The organism is Buchnera aphidicola (Kaburagia rhusicola ensigallis) (assembly GCA_039830025.1).
GTDB lineage: Bacteria > Pseudomonadota > Gammaproteobacteria > Enterobacterales > Enterobacteriaceae > Buchnera_B > Buchnera_B aphidicola_AW.
The window spans coordinates 52,630-75,503 of the sequence record CP140040.1 but is presented as its reverse complement, the minus strand read 5'-3'; the positions used below and the strand labels follow the sequence as shown (position 1 = coordinate 75,503).

The 22,874-nt window shown below is 25.8% G+C and carries 17 protein-coding genes and 3 tRNA genes; 11 read left to right on the top strand and 9 right to left on the bottom strand.

Annotation, left to right across the window (positions count from 1 at the left end; all coding sequences use genetic code 11):
• Window positions 1–27 precede the first annotated feature (27 nt).
• Complete coding sequence (fliG, locus tag U0T55_00325; protein XBC42873.1) at window positions 28–978, bottom strand: flagellar motor switch protein FliG; 951 nt, start codon at window positions 976–978, stop codon at window positions 28–30.
• The gene (fliF, locus tag U0T55_00320; GenBank protein XBC42872.1) at window positions 975–2,624 is read right to left on the bottom strand and encodes a flagellar basal-body MS-ring/collar protein FliF; all 1,650 of its coding nucleotides are present in this window, start codon (window positions 2,622–2,624) and stop codon (window positions 975–977) included. The genes fliG and fliF overlap by 4 nt, the downstream gene beginning before the upstream one ends.
• Window positions 2,625–2,812: 188 nt before the next feature.
• On the opposite strand from fliF, the gene fliE reads away from it, so the two are divergent.
• The gene (gene fliE / locus U0T55_00315; GenBank protein XBC42871.1) at window positions 2,813–3,127 is read left to right on the top strand and encodes a flagellar hook-basal body complex protein FliE; all 315 of its coding nucleotides are present in this window, start codon (window positions 2,813–2,815) and stop codon (window positions 3,125–3,127) included.
• A gap of 385 nt (window positions 3,128–3,512) precedes the next feature.
• Here the strand turns inward: fliE and U0T55_00310 are convergent.
• Both U0T55_00310 and gltX read right to left on the bottom strand, forming a co-directional pair.
• Window positions 3,513–3,584: transfer RNA gene (locus U0T55_00310), tRNA-Ala, on the bottom strand.
• A gap of 157 nt (window positions 3,585–3,741) precedes the next feature.
• Entirely contained in the window at window positions 3,742–5,145 is a 1,404-nt protein-coding gene (gene gltX / locus U0T55_00305; protein XBC42870.1) for a glutamate--tRNA ligase, read from the bottom strand.
• Between the two features lie 105 nt (window positions 5,146–5,250).
• Between gltX and U0T55_00300 the strand changes: the two genes are divergently transcribed.
• Both U0T55_00300 and U0T55_00295 read left to right on the top strand, forming a co-directional pair.
• Window positions 5,251–5,323 (top strand) — tRNA-Val (locus tag U0T55_00300).
• A gap of 11 nt (window positions 5,324–5,334) precedes the next feature.
• Window positions 5,335–5,407, top strand: a tRNA-Lys gene (locus U0T55_00295).
• Window positions 5,408–5,426: 19 nt separating this feature from the next.
• Here the strand turns inward: U0T55_00295 and ligA are convergent.
• Window positions 5,427–7,451 carry an NAD-dependent DNA ligase LigA gene (ligA, locus tag U0T55_00290; protein XBC42869.1) on the bottom strand — a complete coding sequence of 675 codons (2,025 nt, stop codon included), beginning with the start codon at window positions 7,449–7,451 and terminating at the stop codon, window positions 5,427–5,429.
• Window positions 7,452–8,717: 1,266 nt separating this feature from the next.
• Here ligA and U0T55_00285 point away from each other — a divergent pair.
• From U0T55_00285 to U0T55_00270, 4 genes are all read left to right on the top strand, one after another.
• Complete coding sequence (locus U0T55_00285; protein XBC42868.1) at window positions 8,718–8,975, top strand: HPr family phosphocarrier protein; 258 nt, start codon at window positions 8,718–8,720, stop codon at window positions 8,973–8,975.
• Window positions 8,976–9,136: 161 nt separating this feature from the next.
• On the top strand, window positions 9,137–10,855 hold the full coding sequence (gene ptsI, locus U0T55_00280) for a phosphoenolpyruvate-protein phosphotransferase PtsI (GenBank protein ID XBC42867.1): 1,719 nt from the start codon (window positions 9,137–9,139) through the stop codon (window positions 10,853–10,855).
• Window positions 10,856–10,880: 25 nt separating this feature from the next.
• Complete coding sequence (crr, locus tag U0T55_00275; GenBank protein XBC42866.1) at window positions 10,881–11,387, top strand: PTS glucose transporter subunit IIA; 507 nt, start codon at window positions 10,881–10,883, stop codon at window positions 11,385–11,387.
• Window positions 11,388–11,509: 122 nt separating this feature from the next.
• Window positions 11,510–12,298, top strand: coding sequence for an undecaprenyl-diphosphate phosphatase (locus U0T55_00270; GenBank protein XBC42865.1), 789 nt, complete (start codon window positions 11,510–11,512; stop codon window positions 12,296–12,298).
• Here U0T55_00270 and U0T55_00265 read toward each other — a convergent pair.
• Window positions 12,267–13,532: a tRNA CCA-pyrophosphorylase gene (locus U0T55_00265; GenBank protein ID XBC42864.1), complete on the bottom strand. Its 1,266-nt coding sequence runs from the start codon at window positions 13,530–13,532 to the stop codon at window positions 12,267–12,269. The genes U0T55_00270 and U0T55_00265 overlap by 32 nt on opposite strands.
• A gap of 221 nt (window positions 13,533–13,753) precedes the next feature.
• On the opposite strand from U0T55_00265, the gene ribB reads away from it, so the two are divergent.
• Window positions 13,754–14,389 carry a 3,4-dihydroxy-2-butanone-4-phosphate synthase gene (gene ribB / locus U0T55_00260; protein ID XBC42863.1) on the top strand — a complete coding sequence of 212 codons (636 nt, stop codon included), beginning with the start codon at window positions 13,754–13,756 and terminating at the stop codon, window positions 14,387–14,389.
• Window positions 14,390–14,501: 112 nt separating this feature from the next.
• Here the strand turns inward: ribB and tsaD are convergent, their stop codons facing one another.
• Entirely contained in the window at window positions 14,502–15,515 is a 1,014-nt protein-coding gene (gene tsaD, locus U0T55_00255; protein ID XBC42862.1) for a tRNA (adenosine(37)-N6)-threonylcarbamoyltransferase complex transferase subunit TsaD, read from the bottom strand.
• Between the two features lie 262 nt (window positions 15,516–15,777).
• Between tsaD and rpsU the strand changes: the two genes are divergently transcribed.
• The 3 genes from rpsU to rpoD all read left to right on the top strand — a co-directional run bounded on the left by rpsU (window position 15,778) and on the right by rpoD (window position 19,892).
• On the top strand, window positions 15,778–15,993 hold the full coding sequence (rpsU, locus tag U0T55_00250; protein XBC42861.1) for a 30S ribosomal protein S21: 216 nt from the start codon (window positions 15,778–15,780) through the stop codon (window positions 15,991–15,993).
• 78 nt (window positions 15,994–16,071) lie between these two features.
• On the top strand, window positions 16,072–17,811 hold the full coding sequence (gene dnaG, locus U0T55_00245; protein ID XBC42860.1) for a DNA primase: 1,740 nt from the start codon (window positions 16,072–16,074) through the stop codon (window positions 17,809–17,811).
• Window positions 17,812–18,053: 242 nt separating this feature from the next.
• Entirely contained in the window at window positions 18,054–19,892 is a 1,839-nt protein-coding gene (gene rpoD / locus U0T55_00240; GenBank protein XBC42859.1) for an RNA polymerase sigma factor RpoD, read from the top strand.
• A 330-nt stretch (window positions 19,893–20,222) separates the two neighbouring features.
• Here the strand turns inward: rpoD and cysE are convergent, their stop codons facing one another.
• Window positions 20,223–20,954: a serine O-acetyltransferase gene (cysE, locus tag U0T55_00235; protein ID XBC42858.1), complete on the bottom strand. Its 732-nt coding sequence runs from the start codon at window positions 20,952–20,954 to the stop codon at window positions 20,223–20,225.
• Between the two features lie 537 nt (window positions 20,955–21,491).
• Window positions 21,492–22,871: an argininosuccinate lyase gene (argH, locus tag U0T55_00230; protein ID XBC42857.1), complete on the bottom strand. Its 1,380-nt coding sequence runs from the start codon at window positions 22,869–22,871 to the stop codon at window positions 21,492–21,494.
• Window positions 22,872–22,874 lie beyond the last annotated feature (3 nt).

The following is a 22,874-nucleotide window of genomic DNA, read 5'->3' as shown; positions in this document are numbered from 1 at the left end:
TATTATAACTAAAAAGTTAATTCGATATCATTTAAAGAACTTTTTTATGATATTTAGCAAATTAGTTTGTTTTTCTTTAATAAAATCTGTCGATACAGAAGATTTTTCAATAAAACAAGTTCTTAAATAATCAGCATTATCTTTAGACATATTTTTTAAAATTTTTTCTTTTAATAATTCACTAGACATTGCCATAGCAATTGACAAATCATCTAGTGTTGTTTTTTGAATCATACGTTGAACTTGAAGATCGTCAAGATGTATAATATCCTCAAAAACAAACATTTTTGACTTGATAGTATGTGCTAACTTTTGGTTAGACTCTTCAATTTTACTTATAATTCGTTGTTCTTGATCGTACGTCATAGACTTCAACAATTCTATAATAGTAATAATTCCATCTTTATTAGATATAACTTTTTTATTTTTTTCTAATATATCGTTAATAATTTTAATAAACTCATTTTCTCCTGACTTTTTTAGACCAGTAAACTGAGAAATCCTCAAAATAACGTTTAAACTTAATTTTTCTTCTAAACAAGATAAAATAGCTGCTGCTTGATTTGGATTAAGATAAACCAATATTGTCGTAATAATTTGTGGATGTTCATTTTTTATTAAATCAGCAATATTAGAAGGACTCATGATATTTAATTGTTGAATACTACGCATAATGTTTTCTTGATCTTTTATTTCGCTTAATAAAATATTTGCATTTTTATCACCTAATACTTTTTTAGACAAAGCAACAATATAGTCTGTATTAACCGTAGCAAAATCGTTTTTAGAAAAATGACTGTTGAAATCAGATATTACCTGATCCACAATAGCACGAGGAACCTTTTTTAAATTCAACATGCATTTAATAAGGTTTTGAATCTCTGAAAATGACAACTCTTGTAAAACCTTAGTAGCTTGATCTAAACCAATTGTAATTAATAAAATAGCACTTTTTTCAACACCATCTAAATTAGTCATTTTGTATCACCACTATTCATCCACTTTCGAATAATCATAGCTACCACATGTGAATTATTTTTAGATAAATCACTAAAACCTATATCTGAAGGTACATTTTGTAAATTTTTTTTAGTCATGTTTTGCCGTATTGCATCACTATTTTTTGATGTAGATTGCGAAAGATCATCTTTGAATTTATCTTTGTGTAATACTTTTTTAATAAAAAAAACTTTATACAAACAATACAACGCTATCAATAAAACTAACATAATACCATATTGAAATATCTCATTGAGAAATAAAGGCCTATTCCAAAAAGAAACATGCTGATATATGTGAACTGGAGGTTTGACAAATAAAGAACTTACTACAGAAATGGAATCTCCTCTTTCTGAAGAAAAACCAATCGCTGCTCGAATTAAATTCTCAATTTTATTTATTTGATAAGGACTTAAAGACACTAAATCTCCATTCTTATCACGAATATAATTTATTACAACAGCAGCTGACAATCGCGTAACATCACCTATGTGTAATTTACTATGTAAGATAGTACGATCTAATTCATAATTAATAACATAATTTTGATTAGTACTAGATTTTGGAAATTCTGAAAAATTGTTAATACGTTTGTTAACTACATTATTCAATGACGTTTCTTTAGATGAAAAACTACGTGCACTACCAAAATTAGAAGACAATTTATTTAAAGAAGAATTAGGAGAAACAGGGTTATTCACGTATTTTTCATTTAGTTCGACATTACTATCGCTTTGATGGGATCGAATAGATTTACTATCATTGTTATAATTTGGCTTATATTTTTCTTCCGTCCTATCTCTTTTATCAAAATTTATTTGTGCTGTAACTTGAGCATGTACGTTATTTAAACCCACCAAAGGAATTAAAATATTTTCTATTCTTTGCCTATAATGTTCCTCAACTATATCAGAGTATTTTAATTTAACATCATCAACATTGTTATCAAAAGAATCATGATTATTTAACAATCTTCCTTTTTGATCAATAATAGTAATATTGTCAATAGATAATCCAGATATACTTCCAGATACCATATGTACAATTGCGCTAATTTGATTGGAACTAATATTTGAATCTGGTTTAGTTTCTAAAATAACAGAAGCAGACGGTAGTTTTTTATCTTGAATAAATAAAGAAGGTTTCGGTAAAGCTATATGTACCCTAGCTGTTTTAATATTATTCAGTTGTTGTATAGTTCTCGATAACTCTCCTTCCAATGCCCTCTGATAATTTATTTGTTCATTAAATTGACTGATACCAAATTTTTCCTGATCTAGTAACTCAAATCCTACATTATTCTTTTTAGGTAATCCTTGTTCAGATAAATTAATTCGGACTTCTTGTAAACTATTTTCCGGGACTAATAATGCGCTATGATTATCATTAAATTTAAATGGAACATTCATATGTATTAGCTGAGAAACAATTGATCGCTCATCTTCATTGGATAAATTATTATAAAGCACATGATAACTAGAAGATTTAAAAAAAAATGTAAAAAATATTATTAATAATGTTAACAATACTATGAAAGTAACACGAAGATTTAATGAAAAGAAAGGAAAATAATACCGTTTATTTTTATCTTTTAAATGAGAATTATTTTTGAAACTAAAATTCATAAACTATTCCTTTAAAAAATTATATAATTTATCATTATGTTGTTGACACCATATACTTATTACGCAAAATAATTACTAATAATATTACTTTTACAAAAAAAATAAACAAAAGCGCAGCAAAAACATTTTATCCTATCTAAACTTGTGGTAATATTTATTATATTTTTATTACTTTTTGAGAAAATAACATGTTTACTGATACTATACAAAGCAGTCTTAATATATTAAATTCACTTGGAACTTTAATGGATTTAAATGAAGCTAAAGACAAAATATCTCAACAATTTGTAGATCACATAAAAAATGCATGGGATTCACTTAATTTTAATCAAAAAGAAATAGATAATCAGTCTAAAAATATAGAACTAAACAAAGATCAACCTATGACTTTAAACGATGTTTTAATTAATTTTCAAAAAAATTTAATATCAACAGACGCAATAATTCAAGTTCGAGATAAACTAATATCTAGTTATCAAGACATCATGAATTTACCAGTTTAGTATTTAATTATTATTAAATGTCACTAATATATTAAATGTTTTAAAACCTAACATTTAATATATTAGCAGTAAACAATTCCGACAATAAACGTTAAAACTACAGAACTATTGTAATATATACGCATATCATAGCTTTTTTTTAAATATTGTAAAAATTCGAAACTATATTATTCAAAAACGACTATGTAACACTATAACAAAAAGTATTGCACGATTTTGTAATAAAAACAAAAAAATACATTTTTATTTTGCGCAACATTTCTAGTAATTATCTCTTTAAAATCTTTCATTACCATACAAAAATTATTCAGATTGGACAATAATTCAAAAAATATTTTATAAAATTTAATTAATAAAAACTTAAAAAACAAAATTTATTATATTGTGGAGTTAAGCGGAATCGAACCGCTATTTTTTGCATGCCATGCAAACGCTCTCCCAATTAAGCTATAACCCCTATACGATGCAAACATATAACTTAGAACAAACTCTATGTTTAAAAACAATAATAACACGTTACGAATTCACTCTAAAATTATATAATAATAAATCTTAAATTATATTATATAAAATATCTTATAAGATTCATTTTCAAAACAATAAACTTTTCCATACTAGTTATTCCTAATATATGATAGTGCAGCTTTAATTCTTAATAATGATCTTAATTTTCCTACTCCATATATAATAACGTGTACACTAGGTGAAATAGTATCACCAGTTATGGCGACACGAATAGGCATAGAAACCATTTTAGAAGTCATTTTTAATTCCAATACTGATGAATTCATAATCGTTGACAATTCTTTTAAGCTCCACGTTTTAAGATTTGAAATTTTTTTGTATATGTGATCTAAAATGACAATAGAAGTCTTTACTAAATATTTCTTAGCTGCATCAATATTAAAAATAACATAATCTTTATAAAAATAATGAGAAAAAGTAACCATATCTTGTAAAGTATTATAACGAGAACCAACTAATTTAATTAATGTAATTAAATTCGGGCCATTTAAATAATTGATATTTTTTCTTTTAAATTGATATTGGAGATGTTTTTCAATAGCATTTCCAGGTAGATTTTTTATATAAAATCGATTTAGCCACAATAATTTATTTACATCAACGCGACTAGGAGATTTATTGATGCCACTTAAAGTAAATAACTTTATCATGTCATTAACATTAAATATTTCTTGATTTCCATGCGACCATCCTAATCGTACTATATAATTTAACAACGCTTCTGGTAAATAACCCTGCAATCTATATTCCGATATACTTACTACTTCGTTTCTCTTTGAAAGTTTTTTTCCATTTACATCTAATATCATTGATGTATGAGCATAAATAGGAATACGTGCACCTAATGCTTTTAAGATGTTAATTTGACGCGGAGTATTATTAATGTGATCTTCTCCTCTAATCACATGAGTAATATTCGTATCACGATCATCTATTACTGAACAAAAATTATATGTAGGAACACCATTAGTTCTCTGAATAATTACATCGTCCAGTTCATTATTGTCGAACAATATGTTTCCTCTAATTACATCAATAAATGATACTTTTCCATGTATAGGATTTCGAAATCGCACTACATAATTAGCATTATTCTTACTATTATTGATAAGATTCCTACATTTACGATCGTATTTAGGTTTTTTACCAATTAACAGTTGATTTTTTCTTAAAGAAATTAATCTATCACTTGTACAATAGCATTTATAGGCTAATCCTAATCGAATCATAGAATTAACAATATCTTTGTAATATTCAATTTTGTTGCTTTGGAAATAAGGCCCTTCATCCCAATACAAACCTAACCACTTCAAGTTATTTGTAATTTCTAAAATTGAATCTTTTTTAAAACGTTTAAAATCTGTATCTTCAATTCGTAATATGAACTTACCTTGTTTACTTTTAGCAAACAACCATGCATATAATGCAGTACGTACGCCTCCAATATGCAAACAACCTGTAGGACTTGGAGCAAATCTTGTAGTAACTAACATATTGTCCTCAATTTTAATTCAAATATTTTAAAAAAAACAAATAAATAATAAATTTTTATAAAAAAAGATTGACTCTACATTTCTATTCTTTACAATAGAAATAAAGGGTGATTAGCTCAGTTGGTAGAGCATCTCCTTTACACGGAGGAGGTCGGCGGTTCGATTCCGTCATCACCCATTCATTATAAAGGGTCGTTAGCTCAGTTGGTAGAGCAGTTGACTTTTAATCAATTGGTCGCAGGTTCAAATCCTGCACGACCCAAATATAATTTAACTTAATTTCACAAAAAATCTTGAATTATTTTTAAAAAATCCTGTTCTAATATAATTTTTATTTTCAATATTTTAGATTTAACAAATTTATATCCTGGATTTTTTCCAACTATAATATAATCTGTATTTTTTGAAACATTGGACATAACACGTCCTTCTAATTTACTTATGATACCTTTAATTTCAATACGCGAGAATTTATTCAACGTACCACTAATAACGATTTTTTTCTTAAAAAATGGATTTAATTTCTTTACCGTATTACTATATTGAACATGATTTGAAAATATATTTAAACTATTTGATAGGTTAAAAATAATATCCCGATTATATTTCGTATTGATAAAATTAAATAGACTACATGCAGAACTAAATCCAATACCTTTTAATAAAATCAATTCTTGTAATGTAGTACCCATCAAATTTTCTAAAGATAAAAAATGTTTAGCAATAATATTAGATTTAATTAATCCTATTTCTTTAATCCCTAAAGCACATAAAAATTTAGATAAAGTGACATTCCTAGATTGATTAATAGAACTAATAATGTTGGTTGCAGTTTTATTTCCAACATCTTCTAAATTAGATAATGAATCCAAACTAAGATTAAAAAAATCAAAAAAATTTTTTATATAATTTCCATCTACTAATTGACTAATAATTTTATAACCAAGTCCATAAATATTTAATCCATTTTTAGAACAAAAATAATACAATAATTTTTTAAGTCTCCCTTTACATTTTAAGCCCCCTGTACAATATACTTTAATGTACTTTGTATTTAATTTAAGCATAGACTTGCATACTGGACAAAAATTAGGAAATACTATTTTTTGTATATAATTAGAACGATAATCTTTAACAACACTAATTATCTTAGGAATTACATCTCCAGAACGTTTTATTGTAACAATATCACCTATATGTAAATCTAACCTTTTAATTTCATTAAAATTATATAAAGACACTTTCTTTATCGTTACACCAGAAATAAAAATAGGATTAATCTTAGCAACTGGAGTAATAGCTCCCGTTCTACCTACACAATATGTAATTCCTGTAACTTTAGACAACTTCTTCTGATCAACAAACTTCAATGCCATAGCCCATCTAGGAGCTTTATTGGTACAACCTAATTCATTTTGCAAAATAATAGAATCTACTTTTACAACTATTCCATCAATATTAAAATTTAAAAATTGTCGTATGCTATTAACTTTTTTATAAAAACAAAGAATATCATAACTAGAATGAAGTGTAGAATTATATCCACTAACCGGTAATCCCCAAAGACTAAATTGTTTCAATCTATCGTAATGACTAAAAAGATTAGTATACCTAGGATAATAACCATGTCCGTAACAACAAAACATCAAATTTTGCATTGCAATATTGTTCAAATTTTTTTGACGTAACAATCCAGAAGCGGCATTTCTAGTGTTAGAAAATATTTTTTTGCAATTATTTATTGCATTATCATTTAATCGCATTAAATCATTTTTTAGCATAAAAATTTCTCCTCTAACTTCTAATTTTTTAGGTATATTTATTCCATTTAACTTATTAGGAATAGAAGAAATTACACGAACGTTATCAGTAACATCTTCTCCTGAAATACCATCACCTCTGGTCATAGCTTGTATTAATATTCCTTTCCTATATACTAAATTTAAAGCTAAACCATCGATCTTGAGTTCGCAACAAAAAAAAACTTTTTTGTCTTGTGAAGAAATTTTAATATTGTTATAAAAATTTAAAAAATCACTATAATTAAACACATGATTTAACGATAGCATAGGAGTAATATGTTTATGCTTTTTAAATCCGATAATTCCGGGGGATCCTATCATCTGCGTAGGAGAACTTTTTAAAGTTAAAAGATGCTTATATTTGTTTTCTAAATGATGTAATTTTTTAATTAAAAAATCATATCTATTATCAGAAATTTCTGGAGAACCAAGAGAATGATACAAATATTCGTAATAACGAATTTTTTCTTGCAACTTCAATATATAATTTTTTATAAATATCATACAATACCAATTTATTGAATCAAAAAAACCATTTAAAACTAACTTTGTTACAAAAAATAACTTTGAAAAGCAAAAATTTATAAATTAAACCGAAAAATGATTATTTTAAGAAATTTTTATATATCAGTATATACATGTCTAAATAATTTAACTCAAAATAAATATTTAATATTTTCTCTATTAATGTAAAACTGATTTAATCATATTAATGATAAAATTATGTATCATGTAAAAATGATATTAATATAAAACTATAATCCTTAAAATAAAAATATTGAACATGTCAAAAATGAAAAAACAATAAAAACAAAAAATATAAAAAATTTCTTTATCGTTAATTACTACAACTAACAAAAAAATTATCAATAATCTTAAATACCACATCCATTAAATATCAGATACCTCTTAAAATTGTAGAGTTTACTATAAAATTAAAAATGATATTTAAAGAAACAAAAAAATCAATATATCAAAATAATATATAATATAAAATGTTTGACAAAGTATACATTTGATAAATAATTTAATCATCCTAAAAATTTGAAATACATAAACTAATAGTAAAAAATTAAAAACGAAAACTAAAATATATATCAAATGTTAAACATATAAACTATTATAAAAAATTTTTTAATTTATAAAAAATAAAAAACGTTTACATTTATTAACACTTATATAAAAACAGACATGCTGTAATAACCACTCAACACTTAAATAATATCACTACAAAATTTATAAGATGTAAAATAATATATAAATTTATATCCAAATATTTTGGTTTAAATGTAATTAACATAATAATTACTATATTTAACTAAAAATCTATATTTATTACATGAAAAGACAACAAAAAAACAAGTTAAGTAAGTATATTATCTAAAAACACTATTTTACATCAAACTTGATAAAAACAAATTCTTCTAAAAAAATACATAATTTTTGTTCTCTTTTTTTTTGGAAAAAATATTAAATAAGGCATTATCTTCAAATCTCTAAATCACATTAATAATATTAATTGCAAAAAAAATAATTTTTTGTTTAAAACTACATTATTGTACAACGCATACTTATTGTATATTAATTAAAATTCATATAATAGTGACTTATCAACACACTTAATATTACATATTAAATATAAATTTAAAAAAAATACTACTTTTATAGTGTTATTGCACTAACTTTAATTAAATTAAAATCATAAATATTTTAGAATATTATATACTAATTTTATTTAAGTCATTTAAAATAAAATTAGGGAGAACAAGAATGTTTCAAAAAGAAATCGTTATTACTAATCCTCATGGATTACATACTCGTCCTGCTGCACTTTTAGTAAAAGAAGCAAAAAAATTTGTTTCAGAAATTAATATCATCTCTAATGGAAAATCTGTAAATGCAAAAAGTTTATTTAAACTACAAACGCTTGGTTTAGTAAAAAATAGTTTAATAACCATTTCCGCCAATGGAAAAGATGAAAAAATCGCAGTAGAAAATTTAGAAAAATTTATAAAAACACTTAAATAAAAAAATTTGTGTCTTAAAATATTAAATATTATTCACAGTACAATTTTACCGGAAGTATAACGTTACTTCCGGATAATATATACTAATTAATATAATGTTACCTGAGACCAACAAATTACTATCATAAAAATATAACATATTGTGATGTTAAGGGTAATATTATGATTTCAGGTATTCTAGCATCTCCAGGTATTGCTTTTGGAAATGCATTACTACTCATAGAAGAAAAAATTATTATTAATCAAAATACAATTAAACATGATGAAGTGAAACAAGAAATTAAAAAATTCATTCACGGTAAATCTAAAACTATTGATCAACTTCAAATTATAAAACTACAAGTAGCTAAAAATTTTAAAAATGGTAAAGAAGATATTTTTGAAGGACATATTATGTTGGTAGAAGATGAAGAATTGGAAGAAAATATATTATTTCTCATTCAAAAAAAACGATTATCAGCAGAATATGCAACTCAAACTGTGATAGAAAAGCAAGCTAAAATATTAGAGCAATTAAACGATGAATATTTACGAAATAGAGCAATTGACATCAGAGATATCGGAAAAAGATTAATTAAAAACATACTTAATTTAAATGTTATCGATCTTGATCATATTAAAAATCCAGTTATTTTGATAGCTAAAGACTTAACTCCCTCAGAAACTGCTCAAATAAAATTAAACAAAGTATTGGGATTTATTACAGATTTAGGTGGACAAACGTCACATACTTCTATCATGGCCCGTTCTCTAGAAATACCCGCAATTGTTGGAACTGGAAACATAACCAAAAAAGTAAATAATAATGATTTCTTAATATTAGATGGCATAAATAATGCTATATTTATCAATCCAAAACCATCGCAAATACAAAAAATCAAAAAATTAAAAAAAAAATACGAATTAGAAAAAAACAATCTAACACAATTAAAATATCTATGCGCGATTACAATTGATGGGCATAAAATAAAAATTGGAGCAAATATAGGAACTATTAGTGATATAGTTAATGCTAAGAAATACGGCGCTGAATGTATCGGACTATACCGAACAGAATTTTTATTTATGAATCGCAATTCTTTTCCTACCGAAGAAGAACAATTCAGAGCATACAAAATAGTAGCAGAACAAATGAAAGGAAAATCTGTAATAATTAGAACAATGGATATAGGAGGTGATAAAAATCTTTCATATATGAAAGTTCCTAAAGAAGATAATCCTTTTTTAGGTTGGAGAGCTATTCGAATAGCAATGGATAAAAAAGAAATTTTACATGCTCAGTTAACTGCAATATTACGAGCTTCTGCTTTTGGAAAATTAAAAATAATGTTTCCTATGATCATTTCTGTAGAAGAAGTTCGAAGTTTAAAAGAAGAATTAAAAACACTAAAAACTATATTAAAAAATAAAAAAATACAATTTAATTCAAAAATAGAAATAGGAATTATGATAGAAACTCCAGCATCTGCTATAATAGCTCACCACTTAGCAAAAGAAGTAGATTTTTTTAGTATTGGAAGCAACGATTTAACACAATATACACTAGCTGTAGATAGAGGCAATGACTTGATTTCTAATCTATATAATCCTATGAGTCCTTCTGTGTTAAACTTAATTCAAAAAGTTATCAATGCTTCTCGCGATGCTGGAAAATGGACAGGTATGTGCGGAGAACTTGCTGGAGATGAGAAAGCTACTGCGCTATTACTCGGAATGGGTTTAGATGAATTTAGTATGAGCGCACCAACTATTCCAAAAATCAAAAAAATAATTCGAACAACAAATTTTTCAGAAGCTATACATCTAGCAAAAAACGTTCTATCTAAACCAACATCAAAAGAAATAATAAATATTATTAATGAATTTATTAAAAACAGTTAATAAAAAATTATTAACGGGACAAAATATGAATTTATTTTCCAATTTTTTTAAAAGTAAAAATATTATATCAAATAATAAGATAAATATTTTTGCTCCATTGTCAGGAAATATAGTCAGTCTTGAAAAAGTTCCAGATGTCGTATTTTCAAAAAAAATAGTAGGAGATGGAATAGCTATTTCACCGAACAGTAGTATTATATTATCCCCTATTAATGGAATTATTGGAAAAATATTCAAAACATTACATGCTTTTTCAATCAAATCAAATGAAAACGACGTTGAACTATTTGTACACTTTGGAATAGATACAGTCCAATTAAATGGTGTTGGATTTAAAAAACTTGCTCAAGAAAACCAAACTGTAAAAATAGGTGATCCAATTATTGGTCTTGATTTATTTTTATTAACAACAACAGCAAAATCTATATTAACACCTATAGTGATATCTAACATAGAAAATTTTAAAGAAATAAAAAAAAAATCAGGTCAAGTTATTGCAGGTAAGGACATAATTTTTTCTATAAAAAAATAATCTTTTATAGGTAAAACGGTATATCATCATCCGTTTTGCCTATTTTAATTAATAATTTTAATCAAAATTTCATTCTATATAACCACATGAATATACATACGTTTAACATGTATTACATTTTTATGACTATAATATTAGGAATTATTGAAGGTATTACAGAATTCTTCCCTATTTCATCTACTTGTCACATTATGATTTTTGCTAAAATATTTAGAATAGAAGCCAATGAAGCAAAAACATTAAATTTATTCATGCAATTAGGTACATCATTATCTATATTATTATATTTCAAAAACACATTTATTACATTATTTTACTCTCTATTAAAAACTGAAAAAAAATATACTTGCAATAATCATCTATCATATCACCATATACTTCTTAGCATATTTCCAATTGCATTACTAGGACTATATTCTCATGAACACATGAAATTTATATTTAATCCTCAAAATATATTGTTATCTATAATATGCGGTTCCATATTGTTAATGTTATCCGAAATACTAAAAACCAGAATTCAATATAAAAACACAAATATAAACTTAATTAAATCATTTACTATAGGATGTTTTCAATGTTTAGCATTACTTCCTGGATTTTCTAGATCTTGTTCTACTATTTCTATAGGAATTCTAATAGGTCTTAATCAACGCGCAGCTACATATTTTTCTTTTATTATATCTGTTCCTATTTTTTTCGGGGCAATGATATTAGACATAATTTATGATATTCCAACTATATCTCGTAGTAATATGTGTTTTTTAATAATAGGTTTTTTATCTGCTTTTATTACATCAAAACTATGCATACGCAAATGTTTAAAAATAGTCAGTACTGGTTCTTTTACACCATTTATTATTTATAGATTAATACTATCTATGATAATCTATGTATTTTTTTACCATTAAAACCTTTTCCTAAACTATTTCTCCATGTATCAACAGCAATTACTCTTAAACGTACTAATTCATGTCTTATTGAAATACCTAAAAAACCTGAATTTAGAATAGGTTTAATTGAAATTTTTTTAGAAACGTCAAAAGCACTTTCTAAAAAATCACCTGAATATACGCGTATTTTTGCGTGATGTGTGTTATATATGTATAAATTAAGTAATATAGACAATTGTTTTATCCTATTTGGTTTTCTCCATGCATCTATTTTATTAAAAAATAAAATAATTCTTTTCGAAGATTGAAATTGAATAGTACTTAAAAACTTAAAAAAACTAGAGAAAACAATGGACAAATTTTTTATACGAGATGGAACACGAAAGCGTTTACACAAAATTTTTATAAAATTTTTAGAAATGTCATCACACATTTGAATAGAAAATAGGTTAACATTAAATACTGTAAGTTGACAGATAATATTACATAAATAAGCAAAGCAAATTTCTATTTCATGATTTAAATTCGAAATCTTTGCAAGTTCTAAAAAAAAATCAGATTTAAAATAAATTTGTCGACCATATATACTAATTCTTTGTAATTCATACTGACATGCTAAATTAATTTCAGGAAATACAATAGATAAAGCATTACAATTATATAAAATTCGAAAATAAACATGAGGATTTTTTGTCGTTAGAGCTTTTTCCGTTTCTTTCCAAATTCTATCCTTAGTTAAATATAATAACTCTTTATTTTTTACCATATCGATCATTAACTGCATAGTTTCTTGTGCAATGCAAAAACCAAAGTGATTGAGAGCTGCAGAAAATCTTGCTACTCTAAGAATTCTCAAAGGATCTTCGCAAAAAGAAGATGATACATGCCGTAATATCCTATTTTTTAGATCTTTTAAACCACTAAAAAAATCGATATAATTACCATTTTCATCTTGAGCTATAGCATTGATTGTTAAATCTCTTCGTATTAAATCCTCTTCTAAAGTCACCGTTTTAGAATAATTACTTTTAAATCCTGTATATCCTAAACCAGATTTTTTGTCTATTCTTGCTAAAGAATATTCTTCTTTACTATCTGGATGTAGAAAAACTGGAAAATCTTTTCCTACTTTTTTAAAATTTAAATTTAACAATGTTTCAGGCGTAGCTCCAATTACTACCCAATCTCTATCTTTAACGGGAATTCGTAATAATTTATTTCGAATAGCTCCTCCAACTAAATATATTTTCATAAAAATATTCCTTATACGCATCAATAAATTATGTCAGTACAAAATATCATATTTTTCTAAATCATCGTTTATAATAATTCTGTAGCAAAAAAAATATTAGAAATATTTATTTTGAATAAATATCATAGTATATTACTATACACAATAATGCAGTTCTTAATTAGATTTTAATATAATTTACTTCATCTAATGCTAGTATTTCTAATATAAAAAGGTTAAAAATGGAAACATACAAGTCTTTATTTTCTATTACTCCATACAAACGCGTTAAAAATGCGATTCAATCTCTCAAATTAGGACATGGGGTAATTATTCTAGACGATATTAACCGTGAAAACGAAGGAGATTTAGTATTTCCAGCGGAAACAATGACTATAGAACAAATGGCATTAACTATTCGTTATGGAAGTGGGATTGTGTGTTTGTGTATTACAGAATCCAAACGAAAACAATTAGAATTACCTTTTATGGTTAAAAACAACACTAGCAAGTTTGGTACTAATTTTACTATTACTATAGAAGCTGCTAAAGGAGTATCAACCGGGGTATCTGCTAAAGATAGAATAACAACTATTCGAGCAGCAATTAACGACTATGCTAAACCACAAGATTTGAATCGACCCGGACACGTATTTCCATTGCAAGCACACAAAAACGGCATATTTGGGCGATCTGGACACACAGAAGCTTCCATAGAATTAGTTACTTTAGCGGGATTTAAACCTGCTGGAATATTATGCGAATTAACTAATAAAGATGGATCTATGTCAAAATTGTCTGAAATTATTCAGTTTTCGCAATTACATAACATTCCAATATTAACTATTCAAGATCTAAAAAAATATATTACAACTTAAACGTAATAAACAATCAAATAACAACACATAAAAATTTTTAAAAACTAATTCAAAAGATAAAAAAATCAAATTAAATAAAACGTTTATTCTACCTTATTATTATTTTAAATATCTATATTACTCTTAAATCAGTAAGAGACCATTTAGGAAAAACAGCAATGTTTAAGTCAAAATTTTTAAACTTCTTAAATCGTAACATACCTACATACGCTATCATCACACCATTGTCAGTACACCACTCTGGTTTTGAAAAAAATACTTTTCTATGAAAAAATTTACTCATACTATTTAATTTCTGTCGCAATATTATGTTCGCACTGACTCCTCCAGATACGACTAAAGTCGTATAATTCAATTTTTCCAAAGCTTGCTTACTTTTTGCAACTAAAACATCTGTAACTGAATTTTCAAATTCTTTTGCAATATTTGCCCGCATTTGAAAATTCAGTTTTTCTTTCCTTATAACATTGGAAACAAATGTTTTTAATCCAGAAAAACTGAAATTTAAGTTTTTTTGATTTATTATAGGCCTAGGAAATTTGAAATATCCAGGTATACCTGATTGCGCTAATTTGGATAAACTCGGTCCTCCAGGATAATTTAAGCCTAACAATTTAGCTATTTTATCAAAAGCTTCACCAACAGCATCATCTAATGATTCGCCTAATAACTCATATTTTCCAATATCATATGCATTAATTAATTGAGTATGTCCACCAGATACCAACAATCCTACAAATGGAAATGTTATCCTTGTACACTCCAACATAGGAGTTAATAAATGACCTTCCATATGATTTACTAAAATAGTAGGTATATTTAAAGAAAAAGCCAACGAAGTAGCTAAAGTTGCACCAACTAATAAAGATCCTACTAATCCAGGTCCTGCAGTATAAGCAATAGCATCGATAGAACTTTTATCAATATTAAATTCTTGAAACATAGTTTCAATTAACATTGCTAATACTTCAAGATGTTTTCGCGATGCTAATTCCGGAACAACTCCACCATAAAAATTATGGAAATGTGATTGATTATATAATTTGTCAGATAAAACACCCATGGTATCATCATATATCGCAATACCAGTATCATCACAAGAAGTTTCAATACCTAATATACGCATAAATATTTATCGCTATAATAACAATTCATAAATATATCTAATATCTTTATATTATATTGCAATATAATTATATAAAAAAACCAAACATAACATATATACTAGTTAACTATCAAATAAAAATTGTTTCTATAATATAAATATTGCAAGTTAATACCTATAAATATTTTATATAAAAAACTAATATTTATAAAAACAAAAACTATTACCGTACTACAACAATTTGAAACATAAAAATTCACTTTTAATATCATTAAGGAAATATATGCCAATAATTAAAGTACGTGAAAACGAACCTTTTGATGTAGCTCTAAGAAGATTTAAACGATCCTGTGAAAAAGCTGGAATTTTAGCGGAAATTCGAAGAAGAGAATTTTACGAAAAACCTACTACTGAACGAAAACGTGCAAAAGCGTCTGCAACAAAACGTTTAGCTAAAAAACTTTCTAGAGAGAATGCAAAACGAATTCGAATGTATTAACCTTACTATCCATTAAAACAATTAACTGACCGATCTGTATTTTAAGTTCGGTCAATATATATAAAACAATTCACTAATATGAAAGGAATAATTCCAAAAAATTTTATCAACGAACTATTAAATCATACTAATATCGTTGATGTAATTAAAACACGAATACCACTCAAAAAAAGTGGAAAAAATTATAATGCACGTTGTCCATTTCATCAAGAAAATACACCATCGTTCACAGTAAGTTACGAAAAACAATTTTATTATTGTTTTGGATGCAATTCGCATGGTAATATTATTGATTTTTTAATAAATTATGAACAACTGACGTTTATAGAAAGTATAGAAGAACTAGCGACCATTAATGGTTTTAAAGTACCATATCAAAAAAGATATCTTTGTCAAAAATTTGACTATGAAAAACGTAATAATTTGTACTTACTAACAGAAAAATTATCTCGTATGTATCATGAAAACATATTTAACGTAAAACATGCGTATAAATATTTGCTTGATCGCGGAATAAATAAACTCATGATTCAATACTTTAAAATTGGTTTTTCTTGTATAGATTGGAATGATATGGACAAAAAAATTCAAACTAGTAATTTTAAAGAATTAATCGACGTTGGAGTATTAATTATAAATAATAAAGGGCGTAAATACGACCGTTTGCGCGGAAGAATAATTTTTCCTATTCATAATAAAATTGGAAAAATAGTTGGATTCGGAGGAAGATCACTAAACAATTCTACCCCTAAATATATTAATTCTCCTGAAACGCATATATTTAAAAAAAGTAGAAACTGGTATGGTTTATTTGAATCTTTAAAATATAATCCAAAACCTGAAAAATTATTAGTAGTAGAAGGATACTTTGATGTTATAACGTTATTTCAATTTAACATTAATTACTCCATTGCTTCATTAGGCACATCCATAACTAATTATCAAATACAGCTATTATTTCGTATTACAAATACTATTATATACTGTTATGATGGCGACATTGCAGGAAAAAAAGCTGCTTGGCGAACTTTAAATATAACTTTACCTTATATTTTTGATGGAAAACATATAAAATTTATATTTTTACCTCATGGAGAAGATCCTGATACAATAATTAGGAAAGAAGGGAAAAAAATGTTTGAACATCGTATTAATAATGCAGAAAATTTATCAAATTTTTTGTTTAACCAATTACTTGAAAATATAAATTTAAATTCTATCAATGAACGATCTTATTGGGGTTCTAACATTATTAATCTAATTAACAAAATTCCTGGAAAAATTATGAAAATGTATCTGCTCAAAGAATTAGGAAACAGAATTGGTGCTCCAGATCAAGCTATTTTAAAACAATTAATTGTTACACATACACATAATACTTTTAAAAAAAATAAAGAAAAAAAAAAGATAGCACAAACTACTATACGAATTCTTATTGGGCTTTTAATACAAAACCCAAAATTAGCATTAGTGATTCCATCAACAAAATACTTTAATGACTGTCATATAACTGGATTACCCGTTTTTTTAAACTTAGTAAAAACATGTATCGAATTTCCTAATTGCAATACTGGTCAAATATTAGAAACATACAGACATACAAAAATATTTGAAAAATTAAATGAATTAGCTAAATGGAATCATATGATTTCTACAAATAAAATACAACAAGTATTTTTAGATTCATTATCTAATATTCATAACAAAATACTAGAAGATAAAAAAAACAAACTAATAGCCAAAGAAAGAAAAACAGGATTAAAAAAATGCGAAAAAAACGAATTATGGTCTATTAATAAAAAATTAGCAAAAATATAATTATAGTAATAATAAATTATTAAAAATGGCTATGATCTAAAAACCCATGTTAAAAATTTAATATTAAACGATAAAATAATTTTTGCACTTAAAACAATCCTATATATTACAAAACATTATGAACGATCATTAAAATGTTTAAAAAGAAACTTACAAAACATTTGAAAACATTTATATCATAAACTACTTTCGATATAATTAACACACATTAACTATATCAATACAATATTGGATATCGTCTTATGGAGCAAAACTCACAATCAAAACTTAAACTACTAGTTACTCATGGAAAAGAACAAGGATATTTAACTTATGCTGAAGTTCATGATCACTTACCAAATGATGTTATTAATTCAGATCAAATAGAAGACATCATCCAAATGATTAATGATATGGGTATTCAAGTAGTAGAAGAAGCGCCGGATGCCGATGACCTTATATTACAAGAAATTAGAAATACAGATACAGATGAAGATGCAGTAGAAGCAGCAGCGCAGGTATTATCCAATGTAGAATCTGAATTAGGACGTACTACTGATCCTGTTCGAATGTACATGCGAGAAATGGGCACAGTTGAATTATTAACTCGAGAAGGTGAAATTGATATAGCAAAAAAAATAGAAGATGGAATTAATCAAGTGCAATGTTCTGTCGCAGAATATCCTGAATCCATTACTTATTTATTACAACAATATAATCGAGTAGAATTAGGAGAATTAAAACTCACTGACCTAATTAATGGATTCATAGATCCAAACCTAGAAGAAATGTTTTCACCTATTCCTCAAAATATACGATCTGAATTTATAGAAGAGGAAAATATTCATAATAATCACGATAATTTAGACGAACAAGATGAACACAGCCATCAAATCGATCCAGAATTAGCTCGAGAAAAATTTATTGAATTGAAAAATCAGTATACAATAACCCATAATGCAATAAAAAATAAAAATAGAAGTCATCAAGATTCTTTAATTGAAATTCATAATTTATCAGAAATATTTAAACAATTTAGACTAGTTCCAAAACAATTTGATTATTTAGTTGATAATATGAGGCTTATGTTGAAACAAATTCAAACACAAGAAAAGCTTATAATGAAATTATGTATAGAACATTGTAAAATTCCAAAAAAATTTTTTTTACAATGTTACTTTGGAAAAAAAACTAAAAAAATATGGTCAATATTATCAAAATATAAAAAACAACCATGGTTTGAAAAATTTAATGAAAAGAAAGAAGAATTTAACATTATGGTAAACAAATTGACTTATTTCGAAAAAAAAACTGGACTAACTATTAATCAAATAAAAAATATAAATAAAAGAATATCTATTGGAGAAACAAAAGCTAAAAACGCAAAGAAAGAAATGGTAGAAGCAAATTTAAGATTAGTTATTTCAATCGCAAAAAAATATACAAACAGAGGATTGCAGTTTTTAGATTTAATTCAAGAAGGCAATATAGGACTCATGAAAGCTGTAGATAAATTTGAATACCGAAGAGGATATAAATTTTCAACATATGCCACTTGGTGGATAAGACAAGCTATTACTCGATCTATTGCAGATCAAGCTAGAACAATTAGAATACCAGTTCATATGATAGAAACTATAAACAAATTAAATCGAATTTCTAGGAAAATATTACAAACAATAGGTAGAGAACCTACACCCGAAGAACTATCAGAAAGAATGTTAATCCCAGAAGAAAAAATACGAAAAATATTAAAAATAGCCAAAGAACCGATATCAATGGAAACCCCTATCGGAGAAGATGAAGATTCTCATTTAGGTGACTTTATAGAAGATACTACACTAGAGTTACCTCTAGATTCAGCTACTTCCGAAAGCTTAAGATCTGCTACACATAACGTACTATCTGGACTTACCGCGCGAGAAGCGAAAGTACTACGCATGAGGTTTGGAATTGACATGAATACGGATCATACTTTAGAAGAAGTAGGAAAGCAATTCGATGTTACTCGCGAAAGAATACGTCAAATAGAAGCTAAAGCATTACGAAAATTACGGCATCCTAGTCGATCAGAAATATTACGCAGTTTTTTAGACGATTGAAATTTAAATCTATCATAGAAACATTAAAAGCTTCCTATTAACGAGGAAGCTGTAATTGATCTAAGTAAACATGCCATTTTTTAAATTTAATGATTATTATACTGTGATAATAAATAAGTAATAATACACCAAAAAAAATTATATTTATGCATAAATTGCATATTAAAAAATCAACCAAAAACTAATATTTAACTTAGTAAAATTTTTGTTAAAATGTCATACTGTTCATTATTGAATAATACAAACACCATATGCAGTTTAAAATTTTTTACTATTTTTATAAAATACCTAGAGCTTTATACTTCACATTATTATTAATAATAATTCGCGCTATTTATCAGATACTTTGACAACAACATTATTAGATGGTATAGACGTCAAAACAATGGAATTTGCACTAACATTCACTCGTGGTCCTATTTCAATAGGGCCTAATATTTTTGCTCCTACACCTATTACGACACCATCATTAATAATTGGACAACGTTTGGTATACACACTTCTAATGTTATCTAATAAAATAGGTTGATGAACGGTAACCACATTATCTTGCGCGATATCTACTGCTCCTACTACAATACCAGTAGCATGATCTAATACAATACCATTTCCTATTTGAGTGGCAGGGTGAATATCAACTGAAAATATCACTGAAATTTGATTTTGAAAATATATAGCTAATTCGTATCGATGATTTTTCCAAAGATAATTACTTATACGATATGCTTGTAATGCATGAAATCCTTTAAAATATAAAAATGGAATAGAATAACATTCTATATCCACATCTTTATTATACGCTGCTTGTATATCTTTTACTGCTGAAAAAACAATACTTTGATTAAAATGATATATTTTATTTATAATATCTCGTATTGAAAGAGCAGAAACAATTTCGTTTCCTAATTTATTAGATAACATATAACTTAATGCTGAATCAAAATTTCTATGATTTAATATATAAGCATAATAAAAACCAGCTAATTCTAATTCTTGATCCATTAATGTTTGTGTTTCAGACAAAATTTGATTCCATATTAACGTGATTTCTTCAGAAAACATATTTTCTCCAAATAAAATTAAACTGTTTTAAAAAACAAACGATAATTTTTAATAACATTATTTAATTTCAATATCATGTAATATGATATTCTTTATCAAGATTTACGTCTGCATTAATAAAATTATTTCATGAAAATTTAACAACAGCATACAAGTATTTTAATAAAACAACTAAGTATATCGCTAAAATTTATTTATGTTGTTTAATTTATACAAATGTTATTGTATTTTTAGAATACAAGATATAACTATAAGAATTAATATTACTCTTTTTTATTATATGCATGTAGTTATCTAACACACTTAAAAATAATTATCTTAACTTTCCAAAAAAACTACTTTTGAAAAAGCATTTGATATGATATGAAATTTTATTATGAAATCATTTAAATTTATTATGTCAACTAATATTAAACATTAACTGTACAAAGCTATATTGTACCAACTACGCAAAAAAAAATTAATGCTTTAATATTTTTATTTAAAATAATAATATCGTTATAAAACATATCATATTTACATTACTATATTAAATGTTTATTCAATACTATTTAATTTTTTTTTCGCCTCACTAATAGACATTTGAATTTGATCAAAAGAAACTCCTCCTTTTGCATTTTTCTTGTTTAAGGTTGATTTTAACGTCAAATATTCATACACATCACTTTCAATATAATGACAATATTTTTTTAAAACATGCAAATCTAAATTTTCTATCGACATATTTTTTTTTATCGCAGACAATACTATTTTTCCAGTTATATTATGAGCATCGCGAAATGTCATACCTTTTTTTACTAAATAATCAGCTAATTCAGTTGCATTAGTATAATTCTCTTGTGCTGCTTGTAAACAAACAACATTATTAATTTCTAAATTTTCTAAAACTAAAGTAGACATCAATAAACAATCACTCCACGTGTCTAAAGAATTAAATAGACCTTCTTTATCTTCTTGCATATCTTTATTATATGATAATGGTAAACCTTTTAAAATTACTAAAATATTAACCAAAAAACCAATGACTTTTCCAGATCTAGATCTTATAAGTTCTAATGAATCTGGATTTTTCTTTTGAGGCATAAGAGAAGATCCTGATGTTATTGCATCTGATAATGTTATGAATCGTGATTCAGAAGAACTAAAAAAAATTAAATCTTCTGAAAACCGAGATAAATGAATCATACTAATTGATGCAACTGATGCTAACTCTATAACATAATCTCTATCCGAAACACTATCTAGACTATTATTAGTAGCCGATGCAAATCCCATTTCCTTAGCTAATTTCTCTCGATCAATATCCCAAGAAGTTCCAGACAAAGCTCCGCATCCTAACGGACTAACATTTAACCTTTTAAGTGCATCTTTTAAACGATCAATGTCTCGATTTAACATTTCTACATAAGCCAAACACCAAAAAGAAAAAGTTATAGGCTGAGCTCGTTGTAAATGCGTATATCCTGGCATAACAATATCTTGATTTTTTTCAGCAATTTTAATAAGAGATATTTGAAATTTTTTTATTTGTTGCAACACAAGTATAACTTTATGTCTACACCATAATCTTAAATCAGTAGTAATTTGATCATTTCTACTACGACCAGTATGTAACTTCTTACCAATTTCTCCTACAATATTAATCAATTCTCTTTCAACCCAGCTATGAACATCTTCTAAATCACTTTCCAAAGGTAAATTAGAATTTTTAATAACAGTTTTTAATAAAATGTTTAAAGCAGTTTCAATTTTATTCTGTTCTTCTGTTGTTAATACATTAGCATCTAGCAATGACCTAGACCAAAATATAGAAGCAAAAATATCTTGTTCTACTAGTCTATAGTCAATCTTTAAAGAAGAATTAAACTTCTTAAAAAATGAATTAGATTTATGTACAAATCTACCTCCCCATAACATTTT